The sequence below is a fragment of the Bacillus thermotolerans genome, from assembly GCF_000812025.2.
GTDB lineage: Bacteria > Bacillota > Bacilli > Bacillales > Domibacillaceae > Quasibacillus > Quasibacillus thermotolerans.
The window spans coordinates 1-22,648 of record NZ_JWJE02000057.1 but is presented as its reverse complement, the minus strand read 5'-3'; the positions used below and the strand labels follow the sequence as shown (position 1 = coordinate 22,648).

The 22,648-nt window shown below is 38.3% G+C and carries 20 protein-coding genes and 2 pseudogenes; 16 read left to right on the top strand and 6 right to left on the bottom strand.

Features of this window, described 5'->3' with window-relative positions; translation table 11 throughout:
• Positions 1 to 819: 819 nt before the first annotated feature.
• From mobV (QY97_RS16250) to QY97_RS16245, 3 genes and pseudogenes are all read left to right on the top strand, one after another.
• A complete protein-coding gene (gene mobV / locus QY97_RS16250) occupies positions 820 to 1,722 on the top strand; it encodes a MobV family relaxase (RefSeq protein WP_052729003.1) in 903 nt (300 codons plus the stop codon).
• The gene (locus QY97_RS20300; protein WP_052725926.1) at positions 1,691 to 2,107 is read left to right on the top strand and encodes a hypothetical protein; all 417 of its coding nucleotides are present in this window, start codon (positions 1,691 to 1,693) and stop codon (positions 2,105 to 2,107) included. The genes mobV (QY97_RS16250) and QY97_RS20300 overlap by 32 nt, the downstream gene beginning before the upstream one ends.
• Positions 2,108 to 2,281: 174 nt before the next feature.
• Positions 2,282 to 2,964: pseudogene (locus QY97_RS16245) on the top strand (Rep protein).
• A gap of 204 nt (positions 2,965 to 3,168) precedes the next feature.
• Here the strand turns inward: QY97_RS16245 and QY97_RS20555 are convergent.
• On the bottom strand, positions 3,169 to 3,324 hold the full coding sequence (locus QY97_RS20555; RefSeq protein ID WP_157761914.1) for a hypothetical protein: 156 nt from the start codon (positions 3,322 to 3,324) through the stop codon (positions 3,169 to 3,171).
• A gap of 234 nt (positions 3,325 to 3,558) precedes the next feature.
• Here QY97_RS20555 and QY97_RS16240 point away from each other — a divergent pair, with 234 nt between their 5' ends.
• The 4 genes from QY97_RS16240 to mobV (QY97_RS16225) all read left to right on the top strand — a co-directional run bounded on the left by QY97_RS16240 (position 3,559) and on the right by mobV (QY97_RS16225) (position 6,753).
• Positions 3,559 to 4,143, top strand: coding sequence for a hypothetical protein (locus tag QY97_RS16240; protein ID WP_039230109.1), 585 nt, complete (start codon positions 3,559 to 3,561; stop codon positions 4,141 to 4,143).
• 381 nt (positions 4,144 to 4,524) lie between these two features.
• Complete coding sequence (locus QY97_RS16235; protein ID WP_232506338.1) at positions 4,525 to 4,944, top strand: hypothetical protein; 420 nt, start codon at positions 4,525 to 4,527, stop codon at positions 4,942 to 4,944.
• 256 nt (positions 4,945 to 5,200) lie between these two features.
• Positions 5,201 to 5,371, top strand: a complete 171-nt coding sequence (locus QY97_RS16230) for a hypothetical protein (RefSeq protein WP_156994660.1) — start codon at positions 5,201 to 5,203, stop codon at positions 5,369 to 5,371.
• An 83-nt stretch (positions 5,372 to 5,454) separates the two neighbouring features.
• Positions 5,455 to 6,753 (top strand): MobV family relaxase, encoded by a 1,299-nt coding sequence (gene mobV / locus QY97_RS16225; protein WP_039230101.1) that lies wholly within the window; start codon positions 5,455 to 5,457, stop codon positions 6,751 to 6,753.
• A gap of 49 nt (positions 6,754 to 6,802) precedes the next feature.
• On the opposite strand, the gene QY97_RS20295 is transcribed toward mobV (QY97_RS16225), so the two are convergent.
• The 3 genes and pseudogenes from QY97_RS20295 to QY97_RS16205 all read right to left on the bottom strand — a co-directional run.
• A protein-coding gene (locus tag QY97_RS20295) for an IS3 family transposase (RefSeq protein WP_099098581.1) occupies positions 6,803 to 7,998 on the bottom strand; the annotation gives its coding sequence in 2 pieces (ribosomal slippage) (positions 6,803 to 7,692 and positions 7,692 to 7,998; 1,197 coding nt in all).
• A 101-nt stretch (positions 7,999 to 8,099) separates the two neighbouring features.
• Positions 8,100 to 8,582: a replication/maintenance protein RepL gene (locus tag QY97_RS16210; RefSeq protein ID WP_052725927.1), complete on the bottom strand. Its 483-nt coding sequence runs from the start codon at positions 8,580 to 8,582 to the stop codon at positions 8,100 to 8,102.
• A gap of 175 nt (positions 8,583 to 8,757) precedes the next feature.
• Positions 8,758 to 9,576: pseudogene (locus QY97_RS16205) on the bottom strand (DUF4158 domain-containing protein); the annotation flags it as partial.
• Positions 9,577 to 9,723: 147 nt separating this feature from the next.
• Between QY97_RS16205 and QY97_RS16200 the strand changes: the two are divergent.
• The 7 genes from QY97_RS16200 (at position 9,724) to QY97_RS19680 (ending at position 17,679) form a co-directional block, all read left to right on the top strand.
• The gene (locus QY97_RS16200; protein WP_039230094.1) at positions 9,724 to 10,299 is read left to right on the top strand and encodes a recombinase family protein; all 576 of its coding nucleotides are present in this window, start codon (positions 9,724 to 9,726) and stop codon (positions 10,297 to 10,299) included.
• Positions 10,300 to 11,112: 813 nt separating this feature from the next.
• Positions 11,113 to 12,186 carry a GerAB/ArcD/ProY family transporter gene (locus QY97_RS16190; RefSeq protein WP_039230092.1) on the top strand — a complete coding sequence of 358 codons (1,074 nt, stop codon included), beginning with the start codon at positions 11,113 to 11,115 and terminating at the stop codon, positions 12,184 to 12,186.
• A gap of 99 nt (positions 12,187 to 12,285) precedes the next feature.
• Complete coding sequence (locus QY97_RS16185) at positions 12,286 to 13,743, top strand: spore germination protein (RefSeq protein ID WP_232506336.1); 1,458 nt, start codon at positions 12,286 to 12,288, stop codon at positions 13,741 to 13,743.
• 14 nt (positions 13,744 to 13,757) lie between these two features.
• Positions 13,758 to 14,903 (top strand): Ger(x)C family spore germination protein, encoded by a 1,146-nt coding sequence (locus QY97_RS16180; protein WP_039230117.1) that lies wholly within the window; start codon positions 13,758 to 13,760, stop codon positions 14,901 to 14,903.
• 213 nt (positions 14,904 to 15,116) lie between these two features.
• The gene (locus QY97_RS16175; RefSeq protein WP_232506334.1) at positions 15,117 to 16,523 is read left to right on the top strand and encodes a tyrosine-type recombinase/integrase; all 1,407 of its coding nucleotides are present in this window, start codon (positions 15,117 to 15,119) and stop codon (positions 16,521 to 16,523) included.
• Entirely contained in the window at positions 16,513 to 16,899 is a 387-nt protein-coding gene (locus QY97_RS16170; RefSeq protein ID WP_039230091.1) for a DUF6262 family protein, read from the top strand. Before QY97_RS16175 ends, QY97_RS16170 begins: the two co-directional genes overlap by 11 nt.
• Before the next feature lie 579 nt (positions 16,900 to 17,478).
• Positions 17,479 to 17,679 (top strand): hypothetical protein, encoded by a 201-nt coding sequence (locus tag QY97_RS19680; protein WP_052725929.1) that lies wholly within the window; start codon positions 17,479 to 17,481, stop codon positions 17,677 to 17,679.
• 369 nt (positions 17,680 to 18,048) lie between these two features.
• Here QY97_RS19680 and QY97_RS16160 read toward each other — a convergent pair whose 3' ends face one another.
• Positions 18,049 to 18,615 (bottom strand): hypothetical protein, encoded by a 567-nt coding sequence (locus QY97_RS16160; protein WP_039230089.1) that lies wholly within the window; start codon positions 18,613 to 18,615, stop codon positions 18,049 to 18,051.
• A gap of 177 nt (positions 18,616 to 18,792) precedes the next feature.
• Between QY97_RS16160 and xerS the strand changes: the two genes are divergently transcribed.
• Positions 18,793 to 19,905 carry a tyrosine recombinase XerS gene (gene xerS, locus QY97_RS16155; protein WP_046128788.1) on the top strand — a complete coding sequence of 371 codons (1,113 nt, stop codon included), beginning with the start codon at positions 18,793 to 18,795 and terminating at the stop codon, positions 19,903 to 19,905.
• 247 nt (positions 19,906 to 20,152) lie between these two features.
• Here the strand turns inward: xerS and QY97_RS16150 are convergent, their stop codons facing one another.
• A complete protein-coding gene (locus tag QY97_RS16150; RefSeq protein WP_039230086.1) occupies positions 20,153 to 21,631 on the bottom strand; it encodes an aldehyde dehydrogenase family protein in 1,479 nt (492 codons plus the stop codon).
• A 390-nt stretch (positions 21,632 to 22,021) separates the two neighbouring features.
• Between QY97_RS16150 and QY97_RS16145 the strand changes: the two genes are divergently transcribed.
• Positions 22,022 to 22,465 (top strand): MarR family winged helix-turn-helix transcriptional regulator, encoded by a 444-nt coding sequence (locus QY97_RS16145; protein ID WP_315849921.1) that lies wholly within the window; start codon positions 22,022 to 22,024, stop codon positions 22,463 to 22,465.
• The last annotated feature ends 183 nt before the right edge of the window (positions 22,466 to 22,648 follow it).

The following is a 22,648-nucleotide window of genomic DNA, read 5'->3' as shown; positions in this document are numbered from 1 at the left end:
TTATCGTATGAAGCATCGTTCTACCATATTTGGGGAACAAAGTGTTTCAAAATAACGAGCAAAAATTGTTTCATTCTACTTGACGGTCACATCTGCATGTGCCGTAGTAACTAAGCTTCCGAAACTGAAATAAAGAGACAGACAAAATACAAAACTTATTAATCCTTTTGGTTTCAATTTATTCACTCCTATAGTAGTATTTCCCATAAAAACCTTATCAATAACCTAGGATAACATCAATATTAAAGTGAAAAATAAGTAAAAAACTAATAAGATAGAACTAATTTGCAGGTCGAAAAGATGATCAACTAATGTTTTTGAGTATTCCTAGTTTTGGGGAGGTAGCTGGCTAGTCGTGTGGGGGCTAAACCCCACGAACTTACGTAACTCTATTTAGCCAGAAAACTTTTCCTAGATCGTCAGCACAGGCGGTTCGGCAGGTACAATTAGCAGGCTAAGCCGACTATCGGATATCCTCGTTTTGGGTATGGTCGGCTTGGCGACAGGTTCACACCTGCCGAATTTCTCCAGGCAAGGGGAAAAGGGTGGAGATTTTTTGAGTGGGTTTCTCAAAAAATACGACCCGGCCCTTGCCTGGAGAAAAGCCTTTTCGGAAGGAGTGGTTTTGCCATGCAACGCATGGCTCGGCGTGAGCCGAAACAGGGAGCGTAAGCGATCGCCAAGCCCCGCAGGGCACACTTTAATTGTTGGCTTTGCTGACAATTAGAGAGGGTGTTCTTCTCAATTTGTCACATTTTCTTTGACAAATGCTTCCTGAACACCCATGATAGAGGTATACATAAAGTGGAGGTGGGGCGCTTGAGTTACTCCATTTTTCGAATGCAAGGGATTAAAACAACATCCGATTTAAGGGGGATCGGCAAGCACAATGCGGAGCGGATCTCGCATACCAATTTTGATATTGAAAAGGAAAAATCAGCGGAAAACATCGAGCTGGTATCTTGTGATTCTTATTTGGAACGCTTTAAAGAAATTACGGCCCCGATGAAAGAAGAGCATGACGAGCGGATGAAGAAAACAAGGAAAGACCGTCAGAAAACATTTGAACAGGCAATCAATTCAGCCAAGAACGATGTCGCTTGCGAATTTCTTTTAGCCAGCGATGAAGCATTTTTTAAAGGGAAATCAAAAGAAGAAATTAAAGCCTGGGCAGAAGAATCCTTAGCGTTTATTGAACAGGATATCGGAATCAAGCATGAAAACATCATTCATGCAGCCGTACATATGGACGAAAAAACCCCGCATTTGCATGTGGTCGCGGTTCCTTTGCTGAAAGCCTACGATGGGCGGAGAAAAGCGGAGACATGGCAGATCAGCCGCAAAAAGTTTGTTAAAACAAAAGAGGATTTAATTGAGCTGCAAGATACTTATAACCAGCGGATGAACAACAAGGGTTTTTACATGGAACGTGGTGTGTCTACTGGCAGGGAACATATTGAACTGCGGCGGTTTAAAGCGGTAACTGCGAAAGAACAGGCGGAACAGCTGGAAAAAGAAATTCAGGAAAGGCAAGAAGAAAAAGAAGTACTAAGCTTGTCGGTCCGGCATATGGAAAATCGCTTAGATGATCTAGGAGAGTCGCTAAGAAAAATAAAACAGGTAGATGAGATTAAAGTAGAGAAAGGGGGCTTATTTAGCTCTAAAACGGTCAAATTAGCCGTTTCTGACTTTGAGGGTATTAAAAGCTTCAGAAGGGCTTAGAAGTGAAAATGAAGCGTTTAAGAGGGAGATTCGAAGTTTAAAAGAGCAAAACAGTAAATTAAAAAAGAACAATGAGCAGTTAAAACAAAAAAATTACGATCTAGAGATAGCAAGAGATTGGTTTCAAGGGAACTATGAACGGCTGGACAAGCTCATGAAGCACATGCATGATTTTTATAAGGAGCGCCTACCGGAAGCGTTCAAATCCTTTGAACACATCAAAGGTTTCTGTAAACAACAGGTGAACAGGGGACTAAATGCGTTCAATGTCTGGAGTTTTAAAGAGTCAGAGATGAGCGAACAGGAGAAAGTTGGATTTGCAGCGGCAAAACTGGAAGGAAAAAAAGCAAAGAGAAAGCGGCTGGAAAATGAGTTGGAACGATAAAAAAGGAGTTTAATGCTATCATAGAGAAAGCTTTTACAACAAGAAAAACCGCCCTAGTCTTTGGTCGGACAGGCGGTTTTTCTCAGTCAAGGAATTAGCCCTTGTTGGGTTTATTAAGTGTATTCTACCACATAGAGGCTAATTCCTGCCACAAGGAGAGGAATTAGGATTAGGATGACGAAAAAAAGTAATATTGTGGACTTTGACCAAGCTGAAAAAAACGCCAGAAGAAGAGATTTTGAGAAAGATTCAGAAGCCAGATCAAGAGCTGAAGAACTAAAAATATCACTATTACAACAATTAAAAGAACTTACTGGTGAAGAGCACTTTATTGGAACCAGTAAAGATCCATTGCAGGGGAGCCATTTAATCAGACCATGCACAGAAATTTGGATTTATTGAATCGGATTAATTATTTAACTCAAGCCGAAGGGGATTTTTTATTTCGAATACAGGCTTATCTAGAATTTAAGAGTAATGTAATTATTTGTAGAGAAGATAAGTTTAAAAAGAAAAAGAAAAATGTTGTAGAAGATGATTTTGAGCTTCCTAAATCTGCAACAGTTTCAGATATTGCCGAAATGATTGGTAAGTCTCGTAGACAAACATCTGAAATTATGAACTCTTTGAAGGAAAAAGAAATTTTACTTAATCCCGAAGGGGCAGGGTAAATAACCGAAAATGGACGTACTGTAAGTCCCAGAACATGGATTGTAAATCCTTATATTATGATTTGTGCACCTAGAAAAAATAACGTTCAGTTAGATAAATTAACAATGAGATTGTTTCAACACTCTTTGAAGAATCTTAAAGACCAAAATGGAAAAAAAGTAACTTTACCTGCAAGATTTTTTTAATAAAAATTTTAGATCATATCTGAAAAAAGATATGGTCTTTTTTATATAATTGTAATTGGAATTTTTTAGGTGTGACGAATTCCTCTCACTTTTAACTTAAAATGTGAGGAAAACCTCACACACTCAAAAGTCTAATAAACCCAGTAGCAGCAACGCTTCAAGCCACTTTTGTAAATATCTCTCTATTATCACTATTGTATAGGGCTATGCTCCAAGCAAGGTTCGGGTCGTATTTTTCAAAACGCTGCGCTGAAAAATCTCCACCCTTTCCCCCTTGCTTTCCGCATTTTTTGGCGGTGCTGGTCGTTCGCCAAGCTCACCATACCCAAAACGAGGAATATCGGGGATGAGCTTGCTCAATCAATTGTACCGCCAAAAACCGCCAGTGCTTCCGATCAAGAAGAAGTGCTTTAACTATATACAGTCACGCAAATTCGTGGGGTTTAGCCCCCACACGACTAGCCAGCTACCTTCCCAAAACAAGGGGGATGACAAAAACATCTTTCTAAATATTTAAAAAGATGGAAAATATTGTTGAGTTTCATATTCTTTTAGGATAACCTATATTTTACAAATATAGGGAGGATTTTTATATTGAAAAAGAATTGGTGGTATGTGATTAGTTTCGTTTTCCTGGTTTCATTTATCTCTTTCAGTTTTAGTAGCTTTAAAGCTTCAGCAGCTACGAATGAAGAAAAAATTGAAACTGAGCTTGAAGAAATTGCTGAAAAACATGATTTAGAAAAAGTGGACCCAAACCTAATTCCTGAAGATCAAAGGCTTAATTTTGACACACCAGAAGAATTTGAAAAATTTATTCAAGAGCAAGAAAAATTAACTTTAGAAGCAACACCTACGAATCCAAATGTAATTTCACCTCTTTCTAGTAATACTAAGACTTATTCTTATACAGAATACAACGGAACGGGAAAGATTATTGCTTACGCTAGGGTTCATCGGACTAATTCCAAGGTAGATAGTGTTAAACTATGGAGTGAACAGGTAGGCTTTATCTTTGGCATTACTTATACACCTAATGATACAGCGTCTTATTACAAGCTTAATTCGACTAAAAAGGGTGGAACTGCTTATGTAAAAGGATCAAAATTGTATGGAGCAAATGTTGGTGGACAACCTGTTGGGTATAAGAAGTCAGTAACGTATTCTGTTAAATTCTAATTTTAGAAAGGATGAGGAATTTTTAATGAATACTACCAGCATTAATTGGACGGATATTGCATTTCAATTTGGATGGCTCATTTTTTTAATTTCTTTAGTTTTTCTCGTCTATAAAATTATAAAAATTAGACAAAAAAATAAACGTTCGAATAATTAATTTTCAAAGAGACCAAAGAGACAGTTATATATACTGTCTCTTTCTTCTCTAGGAGCCAAATGGCTCTTTTTTTAACGTTTCTATGTTATCAGATTAGATAACATAGAAAACCCCTTAAAACCCTTGATATAACAGCATTCCTTAACAATTTTGAGGTAGTTACACTCTCACTCTCTATATAGGGCTATCGATCGGAAAAAAGCTTTTACTAATTTCTAACTGGATTGGAGGGGATTTCAATAGGCAAAAATAGAGTTTTAAAAGTATCTTTTGCTTTTGTTATAGTCGTTATTATTTTATTTGTTTTCATTTTAATTAATTGGAAACCCTTATTTGGTGAAAATCGATCTATTCAAAACTTAAAAGCTATTTATCGAATAGAAATTCAAGATAAACAAATTGCTCAAACATCTAATGTTCATAATGTTAGACAGTATATAGTTCCTAAAGGAAAGCTTGATGTATTTATCGATGCTATGAGTAAAAAAGGTTATGAATTGATAGAAACAGACCCTTCACATAATAGGCTTGACTTTCAAAAAGATAATCAAGTTATGTCTATTTCCTATAAAACATTTGCTAAAAAATATACAAAAATTGAAAGTCCGTTTGAAGATCCATTTGAAGAGCCATTGACTAAATAATAAATAGCAATTTTGTTTAGTTTCCCCTTGTTTTGGGGAGGTGGCTGGCTGGGTGTGCAGAGGGCGAGCTCTCGCATTGCGTGACTAAACTTAGCAAGAGAACTTTTTTGATCTGATCGGCAGCACCGGCGATTCGGCAGGTACAATCAGCAGGGCAAGCCGACCATCGGGTATTCTCGTTTTGGGTATGGTCGGCTTGGCGACAGGCGCACACCTGCCGAATTTCTCCAGGCAAGGGGAAAAGGGTGGAGATTTTTTGAGTGGGTTTCTCAAAAAATACGACCCGGCCCTTGCCTGGAGAAAAGCCTTTTCGGAAGGAGTGGTTTTGCCATGCAACGCATGGCTCGGCGTCAGCCGAAACAGGGAGCGTAAGCAACTTCCTCGCCCAGAGGGGCACACCTTAATTGTCAGCATTGCTGACAATTAAGTTCTCAATTTGTCACATTTTCTTTGACAAAAGCTTCTCCGAAACCCCATGATAGAGGTATACATACAGTGGAGGTGGGACACTTGAGTTACTCCATTTTTCGAATGCAAGGGATTAAAACAACATCCGATTTAAGAGGGATTGGGAAGCATAATGCGGAGCGGATCTCGCATACCAATTTTGATATTGAAAAGGAAAAGTCAGTGGAGAATATAGAGCTGGTTGTTTGTGATTCTTATTTGGAGAAGTTTAGAGAAATCACGGCTCCAATGAAAGAAGAACATGATGAGTGGATGAAGAAAACAAGGAAAGACCGTCAGAAAACATTTGAACAGGCGATCAATTCAGCCAAGAACGATGTCGCTTGCGAATTTCTCTTTGCTAGTGATGAAGAGTTCTTTGAAAGTAAGTCGAAAGAAGAGATCAAAGCTTGGGCAGAAGAGTCCCTGGCGTTTATTGAACAGGATATTGGCATGAAGCGTGAACATATCATTCATGCAGCGGTTCACATGGACGAGAAAACGCCGCATGTGCACGTGGTCGCTGTTCCCTTGCTGAAAGCCTATGATGGGCGAAGAAAAGCAGAAACATGGCAAATCAGCCGTAAAAAGTTCGTGAACACGAAAGAGGACTTGATTCAGCTGCAAGATCGATATAACCAGCGGATGAATGACAAAGGCTTTCACTTGGAGCGCGGTGTTTCTACGGGCAAAGAACATATTGAATTACGGCGGTTTAAAGCGGTTACAGCGAAAGAACAGGCGGAACAGCTGGAAAAGGAAGTCCAGATCAAACAGGAGGAAAAACAGACATTGAGTGTGTCGGTTCAGCAGATGAAAAGCCAGCTGGATGATCTGGGGAAGTCGTTGGGGAAAATCAAGAAGGTCGATGAGGTGAAAATAGAAAGAGGACGCTTATTTGGCTCGAAAACAGTCAAATTAGCCGTTTCAGATTTTGAGGGGATTAAAACCTTAGCTAAAGCATCAGAAGGGCTTAGAAACAAAAATAGAGCGTTTCAGAGGGAGATTCAGAGTTTAAGAGAGCAGAATCAGACGCTTCAACAGGATAATGAGCAATTGAAAGAAGAAAATAACAAACTGAAAACAGAAAGAGATTGGTTTAAAGGGAATTATGAACGGTTGGACAAGCTCATGAAGCGTATGCATGCCTTTTATGCGGAACGAATGCCAGAAGAACTCCAAACGTTTGAACTGGTCAAGGGCTTCTGTAAACAGCAGGTGAATCGGAGTATGAATATGTTCAATGTATGGAGATTTAAAGAATCCGAAATGAATGAACAGGAAAAAATGGGGTTTGCTGCGGCGAAAGAAGAAACAAAAAAAGCCAAGAAGAAGCGGCTGCAAAATGAGTTGGAACGATAAAAGCCCCAGTATTGGTCTTACCCCTGTCAAGTAGACAGCCTAAAAAAGACTAAGCTGCCAGTGTGATTCGGTATTCAACCGGAGCACACTGGTTTAGTTTTTTCTGGAATCTTTTAAAGTTATAAAGATATATGTATTCTTCGATTACTTGAATTAATTCTTTTTCTGTTTTAAACTGTGAGCGATACAACTTCTCTGTCTTGAGATGGGAGAAGAACGATTCAATACAGGCGTTATCAAGACAGTTTCCTTTGCGAGAGTGACTGCCTTGAATTCCTAAATTCTTCAATCTTTTGTTGTATTGTTTAGACGTGTATTGGAAGCCTTGATCTGAATGTAGGATCGCTCCGTACACGTCTCTTTTTTGTATTAATTGATCAAGTGTTTTAAGAACTAGGTCCAGGTCATTCCTCTTTGAAATTTCCCAGGCTAAAACCTCATTATTATAGAGATCTAGAATAACTGAAAGATAATAAAATGAATCACCGACTTGAATGTACGTGATGTCGGTAACATATTTTTGATCAGGCTTTACAGCCTTAAAGTTACGATTTAATAAATTGGAATAAATAACCGAAGGTTTTTTACCAAAGAATGGACGTTTCTTTCTAATTTCAGCTTGAATATTCAATTCCTTCATCAACCGATATACTTTTTTATGATTTATACGAAATCCTTCTTCTTTTAGGGCCACTTCCATACGAGGATAACCGTAAAAAGGGTATGTAAAGTGTATAGCCATTATATGTGATTCCAAAATCCTTTGTTTCGTTTGCTTATCTTCTCTAATGGATCTCGATTTAAGCCACTTATAATACCCTGACCTTGAAACTTGTGCAATCTCAATTAACCAAGTGATGGGATAGCTACCCCTTAATTCATTTATTAATTCAAATCGTCTTGATTTTTGAATCATCCCTCCCCGTGTAGATTTGGATACCGCTTTTTTAGGTATTCAACTTGAGCTTTATAATAATCTCTTTCTTCTTCAATACTTTTAAAGCTCTTTTTTGGTCGTCCCTTAAGTGGATTAGATTCTGTATTACTGCTAGTACGCCCTCTTAAATCTTCAAAGGACTCATTATTATCAAACTTCTTTACCCAACTTTTTAATTGAGTTGAGCTTCGAAGACCTAGTTCTTTCGTTAACGTTTTATAACTTTTGTTTCCTTCCTTATACAGTTTTACAGCATTTCCCTTAAATTCTTCTGTATATATTTGATTTGACCTTCCTGTTTTCCCCATAAAAAATCCCCTCCAAGTTAAGTGTAACACCATCTTTTAAAATGGTCTTTTTACACTGTCTACTTGTAGGGGATAATATCAGTATAGGGGCTTTTTGTCTTTTATTCTCCTTCTCTATAACGAATGAGAATTTCCATACGTTTATTTTTGCCACCTTTAAACATCACATCTGGATTGATCCTGTAGTAGCCATTTCGAATTTTTTTTATAAAATCACTTTCCTGTAATGCTTTCATAGTTTCAGAAACTGTTTGAAGTGAAATACCGGTTTTCTCTGCAATTATACGATAAGTCATTATGAACTCATTATCTGAATTAACGTTGTTCATGATAAACATCGCTACCCGTATTTTTTGGTTCCCTATCATATCAAGACTTTCAAGAACATGGCCAAGCCACATTTTGTGAAAATTGGCGTCACGTTCTTCAATATCTGTCACTTGCATTTTATGTATTTCGCCTGTTTGTGCGTTTATAAATTCTTGCTCCCCTAAGAATTTGACCTTCTTTCTTGTGGAACTGGGTTTTTTGTATTCGCTAATTTTTGTTACGTTGTCCATTGGTTTTTCAGCTCTTCTCCCCAAAGATTTCACTCCCCTTTTTTGTTCTATCCGAATCATAACATTTGTTATGGCAATAATAACTAAAAAAAGAATAACACACCATCTTGTTCTAATCAAATCATAACAAACGTACTAAAAAATTAGTACAGACGTTATAAAAAATTAGAACAAGCAAAACCCCTATAAACGTTGATATATCACGGAATGCATAAGGCTCATATCTTGAACCTAAACGAGATAGCTGTAACAGGCGATTGCGATGCAAATGACTAATTTTTACCGTCTCCAATTCTATTTCCCGTATGTATTCCAGCCGTTCTATTACTTTTAGAAATGTTTCGGGTGAAGGATGACCCGGTGGTTCCTTTAACCAACCCAATATTGTTTTATTGGATTCGGATGGATGCTGCGAAGTAATAATCTCTTCAAGCTTTTCTTTTTGCTCATTTGTAAGAGATTGACTAACTGTATTAAATAGCTTCTTTTCAGCCATCGCCCTTGCTTCCCACACCATTCTTTCAAGTGTAGTGATAGCAGGCAGTATAATTTTGTTTTTTCTTAGAAAATCTATGCATTCATGCAGTAGATGAATGGCATCACCATTTTCCAAAGCTAATTGATGAAGGTACTTAAATGTCATTCGATATTCACTCAGGGTAAAAGTTACAAAGTCGTATTCACTTCGAATTTCTTTCAAATGATCCCAAAGTGTATTTTCCCTTTGAGGATAATGACCAAGCGAGGATGGACTAGCACCAATCTGTTTCGATATATATTGTATGACCGAATCTGGGATGCTTTTGATATGAGTGTATGGCCAACCGGGATACCGAAGAACAGCTAATTGAACGGCAAACCCTAAACGGTTTTCTTCCCTCCTTCGCTTATTAACTATTTCTAAATCACGTTTGGAAAAAGTGAAGTAGGTCCCCAATATCCATTCATCTTCAGGGATTTGCATAAAAGACTGTCTCTGTTCCGGTGTAAGCAATTCTCTACCTCTCGCAATTTTCATTCAGTATCATCCCATTTCCATAATTATTCAGTTAATTAGTTCAATTATATATCAATAGAGTGTACTCTATTGATACAAGTGTAGTAGACTGATAAAATCATAGTTAAGAGCGTCTCATAAGACTTGTCTCAAAAACGAGGTGATATTTTGCGAAAAATCGGTTATATACGTGTCAGTTCGACTAGCCAAAACCCTTCAAGGCAATTTCAGCAGCTGAACGAAATCGGAATGGATATTATATACGAAGAAAAAGTTTCTGGGGCAACAAAGAAACGTGAGGAACTTCAAAAAATGTTAGAGGATTTACAGGAAGGTGACATTATTTATGTTACAGATTTAACTCGAATCACTCGAAGTACGCAGGACTTGTTTGAATTAATTGATTTAATACGAAGTAAAAAGGCCAGTTTAAAGTCCCTAAAGGATACGTGGTTAGATTTATCAGAAGATAATCCATACAGCCAATTCTTAATTACAGTAATGGCTGGAGTTAATCAGTTAGAGAGAGATCTTATCCGTATGCGTCAACGTGAAGGGATTGAGCTGGCTAAGAAAGAAGGAAAGTTTAAAGGTCGGATAAAGAAATATCATAAAAATCATGCGGGAATGAATTATGCAGTAAAGCTATATAAAGAAGGAAATATGACTGTAAATCAAATTTGTGAAATTACAAATGTGTCTAGGGCTTCATTATATAGAAAGCTATCGGAAGGAAAAAAATAAGCATTCATTACTTATATTAAAAATTTCCGGGGATTGTGAAACAACGTACCTAACCAAGCAGGCTATTTCTATAAGGAAGTATCAATATTTGTTTATCTAACTAGGCACGATCATCAAAGGGTTCCGAGTACATTTTAACGGAGATATACGCTAAACTCAGATTTAAAGCAAGGCTTTATTTTCCGAGAACACTTTATAAAAAACAACCTTAGTCAATCACAAACGAAGGTTGTTTTTATAAAGTCATGGTCTAATTAAAACAATTGCTGTCCCAAGAGCATACTTGAGACTGAAAAGGCACCAGCAGATGCCCAAAAACTAAGGGACCCGAATTGGCGGCAAGCGGTTGTCCAAGGGCATGTTAATGGGTTAGCACGCGCGTTTAATTTGAAGAGAAAATCGACTAATCTGAAAAGCAATATGGCTATTAAACGTGTAATTGTTGACGGTGTGCAAGTAGGGGCTTACGCAGAAGAAGAAAATGTGTTGAGAACTGTACAACGCAACCTGAGAACAGCACAAAGGATTATTATTGAAAATGTGTAGTTTCGTTGGGATAACGGTTGCTTGACTGCGAGCACGTTAAAGTTTTATCAAAATGGATAGCTAGGCTGGATGAACAAAATATATGCTAAGCCTTTGTCGTGACGGGCTTAGCATTTTTTTCTTGCTCTAAGTTGGTCCGGCCGATATAAGCCAGGACTCATCATGTGCTAGTTTACGGCTGTAATATCAGATGAATAGAACGAAGTTGTTGAGGGAATTATAGTTCAAGATGTTTCTATTTCCAATTGTTGGATTTGAGGTGAGCTTTTGCCTAAGATTACTCCTATTCAGTCATACATGATTATTATGCTTTCGGTTGGATTAATGAACCACGTGATTATTATCCCTTTACTACTAGAAGCATCAAAGCGAGATGCCTGGCTCGTAGTGCTTCTTGTTTTTGTCGCTTCACCTGTTTGGATTGGTTGCTTGAACTACATCATTCAAAACATGAACAATCAACACATTAAAAAGTGGCTAGATCAGCACTTTGGAAAGTTTTTATCTGCAATCTTAGTGATTATTTATAGTTTGTTATTATGGCTCATGGGCTTTATTTCCTTAAAAGATACTCTAACATGGACAATCGCATCTTACTTGCCGCAAACACCGATACTAGTTCTTGCGGGAACAACACTTGTTGCATGCTTCTTTGCTGCTTTTCAAGGACTCCGTACAATTGCAATTGTGAGCGGAATATTGTTGCCATTTGTTGTTATTCTAGGTCATCTTGTGGCGATTGCCAATTTTCAGTTTAAAGATTATACCCTGCTTTTTCCTTTGTTAGAAAACGGGACAACTCCATTATGGAAAGGTGTTCCTTACGTTGCCGGGGGATTGCTGGAGTTGTCTTTCTTGATGTTGCTGATTCAGCACAAATTAACAAAAAAAACAGGATTTAAAAGCTTGATGTTGATGTGCTTCATCCTTACAGGACTTACGTTAGGACCATTAATGGGATCGATTGCTATATTTGGCCCTGATGAAGCGGCTAACCAAAGATACCCCGCTTACGCTCAATGGAGAAGCGTGAGACTGGGAGAATATGTGGAGCATGTCGATTTTTTTTCGATTTACCAGTGGCTATCCGGTACATTCATTCGTGTGTCCCTTTCTATCTATCTCTTGGGAGAATTGTGGAATTTACAAAAACGCAGATGGTTACCTGTGTTATTTGGCGCATTGGCCATGCTTGTTGCCATTTTGCTGCCGATGAGCGACATGGCTTTTCTAGACTTGTTAGGAAGGTTTTATTTTCCTTCATTTTGTATCTTTACAGTAGGGACCTTGATCCTGTATGTTGGTCGAATGATCATCTCAAGAATTCGCCAAAAGGAGTGACTAGCTAGGATGAATAAACTATTCCGACGAATGAAAAGATTATTTGGAAATCAGGGGGCAGAAAGCAAGAGGCCATCGCCTAATACAGAGGCAACAGTCTTGCAACCGCTTAATGAACAATCACTCATCCAACACTTTAAAATGTGTCAAGATGTTAAGCACCATGTTTACAAATTAAACCCTGATGATGAACAATCGAGAATCCTATTGCTTTATTGTGAGGGGTTAAGTGACAACCAAACATTCATTCATGAAACTGTGCTTCCTCATTTGACCCGATTTTATGAAAACAATGGTTTTCATCATCAGGAGGAAATGGTCGAGTCGAGCCAACTACAATTAGAGTTCGTTACTCTTGAAGAGTGGGAGCAAACGGCCGAAACGGATATTTTTGAAGGCAAACTGCTTTTGTTTATTCCGACCCTACGCTCCTTATTCTCCCTCGATATCTCAAAAAAACCAGCGCGAAATCCGGAAGAATCCAGTATTGAGGTCTCGGTACGTGGACCAAAGGATGGATTTGTGGAAGAACTTGGAGTCAATGTGGCGTTAATTCGGAAACGAATCAAATCAACCAGTATGGTTTATGAAACGAAAAAAGTAGGCGTTCGCACGAAAACAACCGTTGCGATTCTATACATGCGTGACATTGTTGATCCTAAGATTGTTCAAGATGTAAAGAATAAATTAGATGATCTTCACATTGACGGAGCGTTTAGCGCCACTCAGCTAGAAGAATTAATGGAACCGACAAAAGCATTATTTCCTTTGATGGGGTATACAGGCAGACCAGACTTTACCGTTAACTGTATGCTAAATGGCCGTGTAGCGTTGATTGTGGATGGTACACCAGCTGCGTTGATTGCGCCTGCCAATTTATTTTTGCTTGTGAAAGCACCCGAAGATATCCACTTTGCTGCTTTGTCAGCTACATTTGGTCAAACGCTTCGTTTACTTGGTTTGTCCGTATCGCTACTGCTTCCTGCATTTTTTGTTGCCATTCTTTCCTATCATCAAGATCAGCTGCCCTATTATCTGCTTGCCACTTTGGGGATTAACCGGTTGGGAATCCCTTTTGATGTGGCAACTGAAATGTTTATTGCACTTATCTTCTTAGAAATCCTGCGGGAAGCTGGTACCCGACTCCCTTCTGCGGTCGGCAGCACGGTAACGGTTGTAGGAGGACTTATCCTGGGGGATGCAGCCATTCGTGCAGGATTCTTATCCCCTGGTATTGTTGTCATCGGAGCAATTACACAGATCTTTGGTTCAACTTTATCGAGCCTATCATTGGCTGGAACAATTAGTATCTTACGCTTTTTTCTTTTCATTCTGTCTGCCATGCTTGGCATTTATGGCTTCTTTCTTGGATTATTTATTGTGCTCAGCCATTTAGCCTCATTGCGTTCATGCGGCTTGCCTTACTTGGCCCCAATATCACCTCCATTTAAAGACTTGGCCAACGCTTTGTTTCGATTACCTTGGCCATGGCGAAACACTCGACCGGACATGTTGAAGACACGAGATTCTACAAGGCAAGGGGACAGGCATAAATGAGGAGATATAAAAGTATGGTTGCACTTTTCCTTCTTCTCACCCTTACCGGTTGCTGGAGCAGATATGAAGTGCAAAACATGAACTATGCTACGGCTGTTGGAATAGACTATGTCGATGGTCAATACACCTTATATGTGCAATTGCTTGATTTCTCGACAGTGGCCAAGCTGGAGGGACAGCAAAAAGCGGAGCAGCCCCCGGTTTGGGTGGGCAAAGGCGAAGGTTCCTCGTTTACGGAGGCGGTAAATGATTTGTACAGTACATCACAACAACGCTTAAACTTGGGACAAATCTCTGCCATTTTGTTCAGCGAGAGATTGATGAAGGAAAACAAAGTCGGAGAAGTGCTGGAATTGATCAATCGTTATCGTGAAATAAGGTACTTGGCCTGGCTGTTTAGCACAAGAGAGCCTCTTGAAGAAATCTTGCTGGCAACCCCATTTTTTAGATTATCGCCAAATGCATCCATTCTTCACAAGCCCGAGCAAAATTTCAGACAGCGTTCTATCCTTGCTCCGGTCCGCCTGCAACAATTTGTACTGGACTCAAACGAAAAGGCTAGAACCAGTTATATACCGGAATTATCGCTTCGCAAAGGTCAATGGCAGGAAAGTAATAAACCAAAAGAGCAGCTTAGATATTCAGGCGTACAAGTATATGATCTAAACAATTATTATGGACGAATGGATCTTAAGGATTTGTCGGGAATGCCCTGGCTAAGTACTCACACGATCCGAGTACCTCTTGATTTGTTTACCGAAGAGAAGCTTGCGGCTGTTCTTGTCGCAGAAAAACCCAAATATGAAGTGACTCCTATTGTGAAATTGAACAAGGCGTATTTCGATATTTCAGTAAAAGTGAAGGCGGGGATCAATGAATTGCATACGGACCTTACCGAAAAGGAACTCACACAAATGGCTCAGGAAAAAATAGAGGAGCAAATCCGCAAAACGTATCAAACTGCTTTTAAAGAGGGTATAGATATTTACAATTTGGGCGAATCTTTGTATCGCAAACATCCACATCAATGGAAGAGCATTGCCACAGGAAAACAGCAACTCGTTTTAAACCAAGATTCCCTGCGCCATGTAAAGGTTGAGGTGAATATTGTTTACCCTGGAAGATATAAATTACATGAACATGGTGAATCCACCTCGTGATTCTGGCAAGTGAAATTATTAACTCACCTTGCTTCTTCTGCTTAGCGTTGGGGAAGCAAGGTTTTTGTTTCCCAAAAAATAGTTTAACGTTGTAAATCCGCATTTTCCTGACGGAACCCCTTCTATGATACAAGAGATGAATTTGAAAAAGATATCTGGGATGTTAGAAATATTCCTGGTGCAAGGTTTCCTGATCACGAATCAAGACATATCGTGAATTTCAAGGATATCCCTATTCCCTTTCGTCCTTTAGCAAAAAGATATTTAAAATTTAGGATTAGTCACTTATCGCTTGGCCAATGTACTCTCGACGTTAGAATATTAAAGTTATTTTTTACATTTATACATGATAAAAATCCTTCTTGGAAGGATTTAAATGCCTTAACACGGAAAGATATCGAAGATTATCTAATATTTCATAATAAGACGTTTCATGGCAAAATACAGTCAAAGAGAAGTTACTTAATTGTCCTAAATGTATTCTTGGAAACAATTGAAAAACTGCAATTCGATGAAGCACCTGCGTTGCCTGTGAATCTATTGTTATTTAAAGAAGATATCCCTAGACCGATAAAAAGGTCTGAAAATGATATCAAATACATCCCCGAAGGGATTCTTCAACAAATTGAGGAAAAGCTAGAGTTCTTAAAACCGTCAAAATACATACCGATCATTGTATTACTTCGGGCTACTGGTTGGAGAATATCAGATATTCTTAATCTACGTTACGATAATTGTCTAGAACAAACAGCGCAAGGATGGTACTTATGTGGCGATATTAAAAAAACACAAGTAATGAATCATCGTGTACCGATTACAAAAGAAGTAGCAGAAGTAATGGAAGCTGTAATAAAAGTGATTAAAAATCAAAGCAATACAATTAATAATCCTAAAAACTATTTATTTGTACTGTTGGAAGGTGTCCGTAGAGGACGACCCTATAATTATTATGATATTCGTAGAAGTTTGAAGCGCTTTACTGAAGAACAAAACATAGTTGACGATTCTGGAAAACCCTTTTTTATCAAAAATCATGCCTTTCGGCATACCAAGGGTGTGGAGCTTCTTAATAACGGAATGAACATACTGCATGTTCAAAAGTGGATGGCGCATGCCTCTCCTGAAATGACCTTACATTATGCTAAAATTCTCGATACTACCATGCGAAAGTCTTGGGAAGAAGCTACAAAACAAGGTATTTTTCGGATTGACATTGAAAATAAACGTCCGGTTAAAGTTGAACTTACGGATATCGAGAATGAGGATATCATTGAATGGGAATATATACGCCATAATTTAGACGCTGTTAAGATGGAGCTTGGCTATTGTATGAAACCAATTAAGCAGCCATGCCCCACTCAAGCAAACCCTTGTCTGTCTTGTCGTAATTTCTGTACTACACCCGAATTCATCCCCCAATTTGAAATGGAAATTACGGAAGTTAAAAATGTAATTGAACGAGGCAGGGCTTTAGGGCGACAAGTATGGATAGATAAGAATCAAACCACTCTAGATCGTCTAGAGCCTATTCTAGAAACTTTGAAAAATGGTACAACTCATCATTTAGCCGGGAAAAAAGGCCGCGAATATATTGGAGAGGAACGCACTCATGAGAAGTAAGCATATTAGAAATACTGCAGGTGTTAAAAAACATGCCCAGATGAAAAGCAAAGAGACGGCTCAAAAGGTAAACCAGGCTATTCAACGTCTTATTAAAACGAAGGCTAAAATTAACTTTAATCAAGTTGCCATGGAATCAGGTGTATCTAAGGCTTTTCTCTATAACAATCAAGAAATACGGAACCGAATAGAAGAATTACGAAAGCAGCAAGAAGGGCTTAATTCACCGCAAACCATAAAACGTAATATGACGGATGCCAGTAAAGATGCACTAATCGCAGCTAAAAATAGCCGAATTAAAAAACTAGAAGAAGAAAACAAACGTCTTAAGGATGAATTATTAAAATTACGTGGTATGATCTACGATCAAATATAAAAGTAAAAATTTTACTTTTATATTCGTTTTTCTAACTGCGCTAAAGTCGCAGGTTATTTTAGGAATAATTCATAATTTATGGAATTTCCGGGTGTATAATTGATGTAATTCAATGGGGGTGAAGAATATTAAGGTTTCTCTCTGGTTCTATTTGAGTGCTTTGATTGTTTATTTCTTTAGTTTTATTTCTGGCTTTTCAATTGGGTTATATGTGTTATTTGGAGTAATTTTACTTTTATTATTTGGGTTGGCAATATCTTTTAAATTACTAAGGAAAGAAATGAATATTTCCATTTTGATAGGTATTTCCATTCTTATCTGTGTTGTTTCATATATCGTTTGGTTTCTTTTAGTTCATAATGTAGATGACTATTATATCTTCTATCCTTTTACACTTTTCGTATAATACATTCTTCTTGAACTAACGAGACGTTAATTTAACACTTACATGATAAAATAATTAATTTTTTTAAATCAATACTTACATTAAATACATGTAAATGATGTGAGAACCATTGATATTACAGTGGTTCTCACGTCGAAGTTAAGATAAATGCGGTTTGCTGGTGGGACCCCTTATTGGAAAAAGTTTTATCAGAAGTGCTATTGATCAACTTAAATAGCGAGGTCTTCGAGGAACAAGAACTGGATGAGGAAACGATCACGTATATGTTCATGGCTATTATTAATTTCCAGAAATCCTTATCCAGCCGGTGCCATCGAGGATACGAAGATACGATTGCTCGTATCATTAGGGACCAATTAGAAATCATCTTTTAGCATGCTCGTCAAACGGCATTCACCCGGTGACAAGCAAGCTCTAAAGATTACAGCGGCCATACTAAGCTGGGGCCTTTACGGGGCTTCTGTAAAGTGGCGAATGGACAGTGAGTTGCAACCGGAAGAATATATTAAGCTTGTGATTCCTTATATTCTTAAGGGAACCGATCTAGAATCTAAAAGCGAATAAGCTTGTTTTCCACTGTGTAATGGATAATTGGAGAGGAGAGAATGAGGGAGAGGGTCCGCCTCTCTATACTCTTATCTCAACTTTGCGCCAAATTTCAATTTGACGAATTTTTTATGAGGTTTTTCAGAAAATAATTTATTTCTGAAAATCTACTAGAATTAAATGCTTTCATATTCATGTCATAACGACTTAAGCAAGATTTTCTGATCTTTTTTATTGAAGAAATAAAGATCTGCATATGTTTTCTGATTTACCTCTCTAGGCAATTTCATCGCATGAATGACACATGGCGTCTCCGGAACCTTCATTCTATATTCGTAATGAAAGTTTTGTAATTTCACCTGCACAGAGTCGATCTCTTCATCCGTGTTTCTGCCTGAAATTATTCCGTATGGTCCCTTGTTTGTTTCTATCCCCGTATAATCAAATGTGTGATGCTTAGTGCCAACATGGACCGTTCTAAGCTTCTTATTTAAACCTTCTTTCAGAACCACTAACCGGAGGTCTTGTCCAGCTCTGTAGAAAGCAACATATGTCGTTGAGTTTTCCAAATGAATAACATTGATTAATTCGAGAATTGAATGGTCAGAAAGCGGGCGATCAGCGAGCTTATTTTCCCAATCGACTAATTGGTACTGGATGGCAGCACGGCTATTTTCAAGAGGATATCGCATGGAATAAACACACAAAACGCCAATCACACTTAAAATCATAATAAGCAAAGCCTTTTGTTTAGCTGTAATCATATAACTCCTCTCTTTAATAAATAGTATTAGATAAAAAGAATGTATGTTTGGTATAATGTTCAAATAATAATACATTTTATAGAAGACTAAATGCTTTTTATAGAATTTCACAATTTATCGTCAAAATTGTATTTTGCGCAATTTTGACTAATTGATTCATGAAAGGCGGTGTTTCTTTTGCCTTCTTCTTCTAGAGAGCATCAGCAAGCAGAAATCCGGCTGGAAGAACAGCTGAAGTACATGCCGGATTACGTAAAAGAGTACGTCCGGGCTAAAAAGCGCGCAGGTCTCTCCCCTGCCACGCTCCTTGAGTATGTATATGACTATAAGAAGTTCTTCGACTGGCTGCGTATGGAAGGTATAGCTGAGCATGGGAACAATGCCTCTGTCCCCTGCTCTGTACTTGAATACCTTCGTAAAAGAGATGTCGAGTATTTCATTGATTATTTAAAGGAGGAAAAAATTGAAGAACGGAAAGGCATATGGAAAAAGCGCTCCGACGCCCGCGTTACCCGATACATACAGGCGCTTAAATCCTTGTTTAATTACTTAACGACCGAAACCGAAGACGACGAGGGAGAATGCTACTTTTACCGCAATGTCTTCGCAAAGATCAAAACGAAAAAAGGACAGGAAACCGCAAAGCGACGGGCTAGACGGATCAACAGCGTAATTCTGACGACCGAGGAAATGAATGAGTTCATCGAGTTTCTTAAGTATGAATACGAACGGACGCTGACAGACAAAGAAAAAAGCATGTTTCTTAGAAACAAAGAACGGGACATTGCGTTAATCTCTTTAATGCTTGGCAGCGGTGTCCGTGTCAGCGAAGCAGCCAGCCTTACTCTCTCAGACATCGATATGTCCAAATACTTCATAGATGTCATTCGAAAAGGCGGTAAATCCGATTCCGTCCATGTGCTCCCTTCTGCCATGAAAGACTTAAAGGCTTATCTCGAGGTACGAAAAAAACGGTATGGAGCGACGGATCACGATATTTATGTATTCCTGTCTCGCTATAAGGGAAAAGCGCAGCCTGTCTCCGTCCGGACGATCCAAAACAATCTCAATAAGTACACAACGGCCTTTACGAATGGAAAATCTTTAAGCCCCCATAAGCTTCGCCACTCATTTGCGAGCGAATGGCTTCGAAGCGGCGGCAATCTTGTACTTCTTCGGGACCAGCTCGGACACAGTTCGATTGAAACGACGACCCTTTATACGAATCTCTCTGACCAGGACAGTCAGCGGTTCATAGACAAAATGGAGAAAAATAGAAAAAGCAAATAGGCGCTCAACCTGCTGTAAAACATAGGAGTCTAAAAGGCTTCTATGTCTTTTTTAATTGAAAATAAATTTGCCCTTTCCTTCTCCGTTGCAACAAGAAAGAAAAATATTAAAATATAAATTCTAAAGAAGAAAAGAAGAAATATTTATTTCTTTTGAAATGCAGGTTTTATTGTCCTTTTGACATTTAGAGATAAAAGACAGCAAATAACCCAGTAAAATCAGTTGCTGGGTTATCTGCTCCCTATCATTATTCAGGAATATAAGGCAGCTCACCATCTTTAGGAATATTAATAACATGAGTATCTGTATAAGCGAGAAGCCCCTCCTTACCATACTCGCGGCCAATTCCTGATTGTTTCACTCCCCCAAATGGAAAACGTACATCTAATCCTTGAATGGCAGCTGTATTAATCATGGTCGTTCCGGCCTGGATACGTTTAGCTACCTTAACAGCATGTCCTTCTTCACCCCACACAGAGCTGGTTAATCCATAGATGCTGTCGTTCGCTAAGGAAATAGCATGCTCGTCATCATCGAAAGGCAATATTGGCACTGTTGGACCAAATTGCTCTTCAACCACTATCCGGTCCTTATAATCAGCTCCTAAAACAACGGTTGGTTGCATGAAGTATCCTGCTTTAAATGCTTCCTCATCTAAGATTTTGCCTAATTTGATGACTTTAGCCCCTTTGCTTTTGGCATCATCAATTAAACTTTGAACATAATCAGCCTGTTTTCGATTGTTGACAGGGCCAATCGTTACATCTTTATTAAATGGATCTCCCACTCTAATCCATTTATTTGCTGCTTCAATATACTTCTCGACGAACTCATCGTAAATAGCTCGATGAACATAGATTCTTTTCGCGATCATACATATTTGGCCGGACGTTAAGAAGTTAGAAATAACAAGACGGCGCATTGCTCTTTCATCATGTACATCAAAGTCTTCTAAAACAATGGCCGCATCGTTACCGCCTAATTCTAATGTCATATTTTTGATCGTATCAGCGGCAGCTTTCATGATATGTTTAGCCGTTTCAGTTCCTCCTGTAAAGGCGATCTTCGCCACCTTAGGATTAGATGTTAATTCAACACCCACATCACTTTCACCATGAACAAGGTTAAGTACCCCTTTCGGAAACTCATCTGAAATGATCTCCACAACTTTACTGACAGCTAAAGGTGCTAATGGGCTTGGCTTTAAAACCATTGTGTTCCCTGCTAAAAGTGCAGGTGCGACTTTTATGATCGAAAGAGACAAAGGGTAATTCCATGGTGTAATAGCTGACACCACTCCAATGCCGTCTCTTGCGATGATTGTTCTTCCGCTTTCATGCTCTTGAATTTCATTCTCCAATACTTCCTTAGCATTGTCACAAGCAAATTCCATCCAAGCTAAGGAAACAGCAATTTCCCCCTCTGAATCATATAGAGGTTTTCCGTGTTCTCTGGATAACAATTCAGCTATTTCTGCTGTTTGATCCTTTATTTTTTGTATGGCTCTTCTCATACGTTCGATTCGTTCATCAAGTGATGTTTCAGTCCAGCTTGAAAATGCCTCATGAGCCGCATCAATCGCTCGAATGGCATCTTCACGCGTATTTACTGGCGCATAACCAACAATCTCATCCGGGCGCGTTGGGTTTTCGCGAGGTGCTTGCTTTTCTGATTTAATTTTTTCACCATTAATAATAGCGTCAATTACAACTTGATTTTCGCTCATAAAGGAATCTCCTTTTTCTTCATTTTTCTGCTTACTTCTAAGTAAGCAGTTGAACAGAATGTATATATGTCGGCAAGCTAAATGACTAAAAGCTTGGCATCATAGGTTGTTATGATAAAATCCGGTAAAACACATCATGTGCCTATTCATTTAAGGATTAACCAAAAGCTCCTATTTCTATAATTGCAATTATAGTTGACGCAACAACTGTTGCTATGACAACTATATTAGAAAATGTATTTTGAGTCAAATCAAACAACTCGCTCGGGTGTTTGACCCTCTTTCAAACCAAATTTTCGTTTTTTATCCATTAAATTGACATTCCCTATTGTATTTTGTAGGATTTAAAATGAGATTAGTATGTATAGCAACTATTTATTGACAAGGTGCGTGATCTTTTTGAATTTATCTTTTAAAGATTTTATTGGTATCAAAATACATCAAACAGATTTAAATCTGACCAGTTATATTAAGGCGCAATTAGAGCCTTATAATCTTGCACCTGAACAAAATTTAATCATGATGCTGCTTTGGGAAGAAGAAGGATTAACTCAAAATCAGCTGGCGGAGTGCTTAAATAAGGATAAAACAAATATTACTAGGATGGCTTTGAGCCTCGAAAAAAAGGGATTTGTGAAAAGGATCAATTGTAAGGATGACCGGCGTTCCGTTAGGCTGTATCTTACGGAAGATGGAAAGAATTTAGGTGAGAAGGTTCTTCCAATCACTGAAAGGTTTAATGAAATTGTGTGTGATGGTATTACGAAAGAAGAGCTCTTAATTATGGAAAGAGTTCTCTCGAAAATCAGTAAAAATGTACAGAAACAAAGCTAACATTTATCTGAATCTTCTATTTCCTAGCACTCTCTATGAACAGATGCTTTTTGAAACAACGAAAAAAGTCCAATTTCTCAATTTTCACACTTTAAAGTGTACCCTATAGAGTAGACACCAAAAAAAGTCTACCTATAGGGTACTTTTTTGTATAATTAAGAAACACAACTAGAGATAACATGG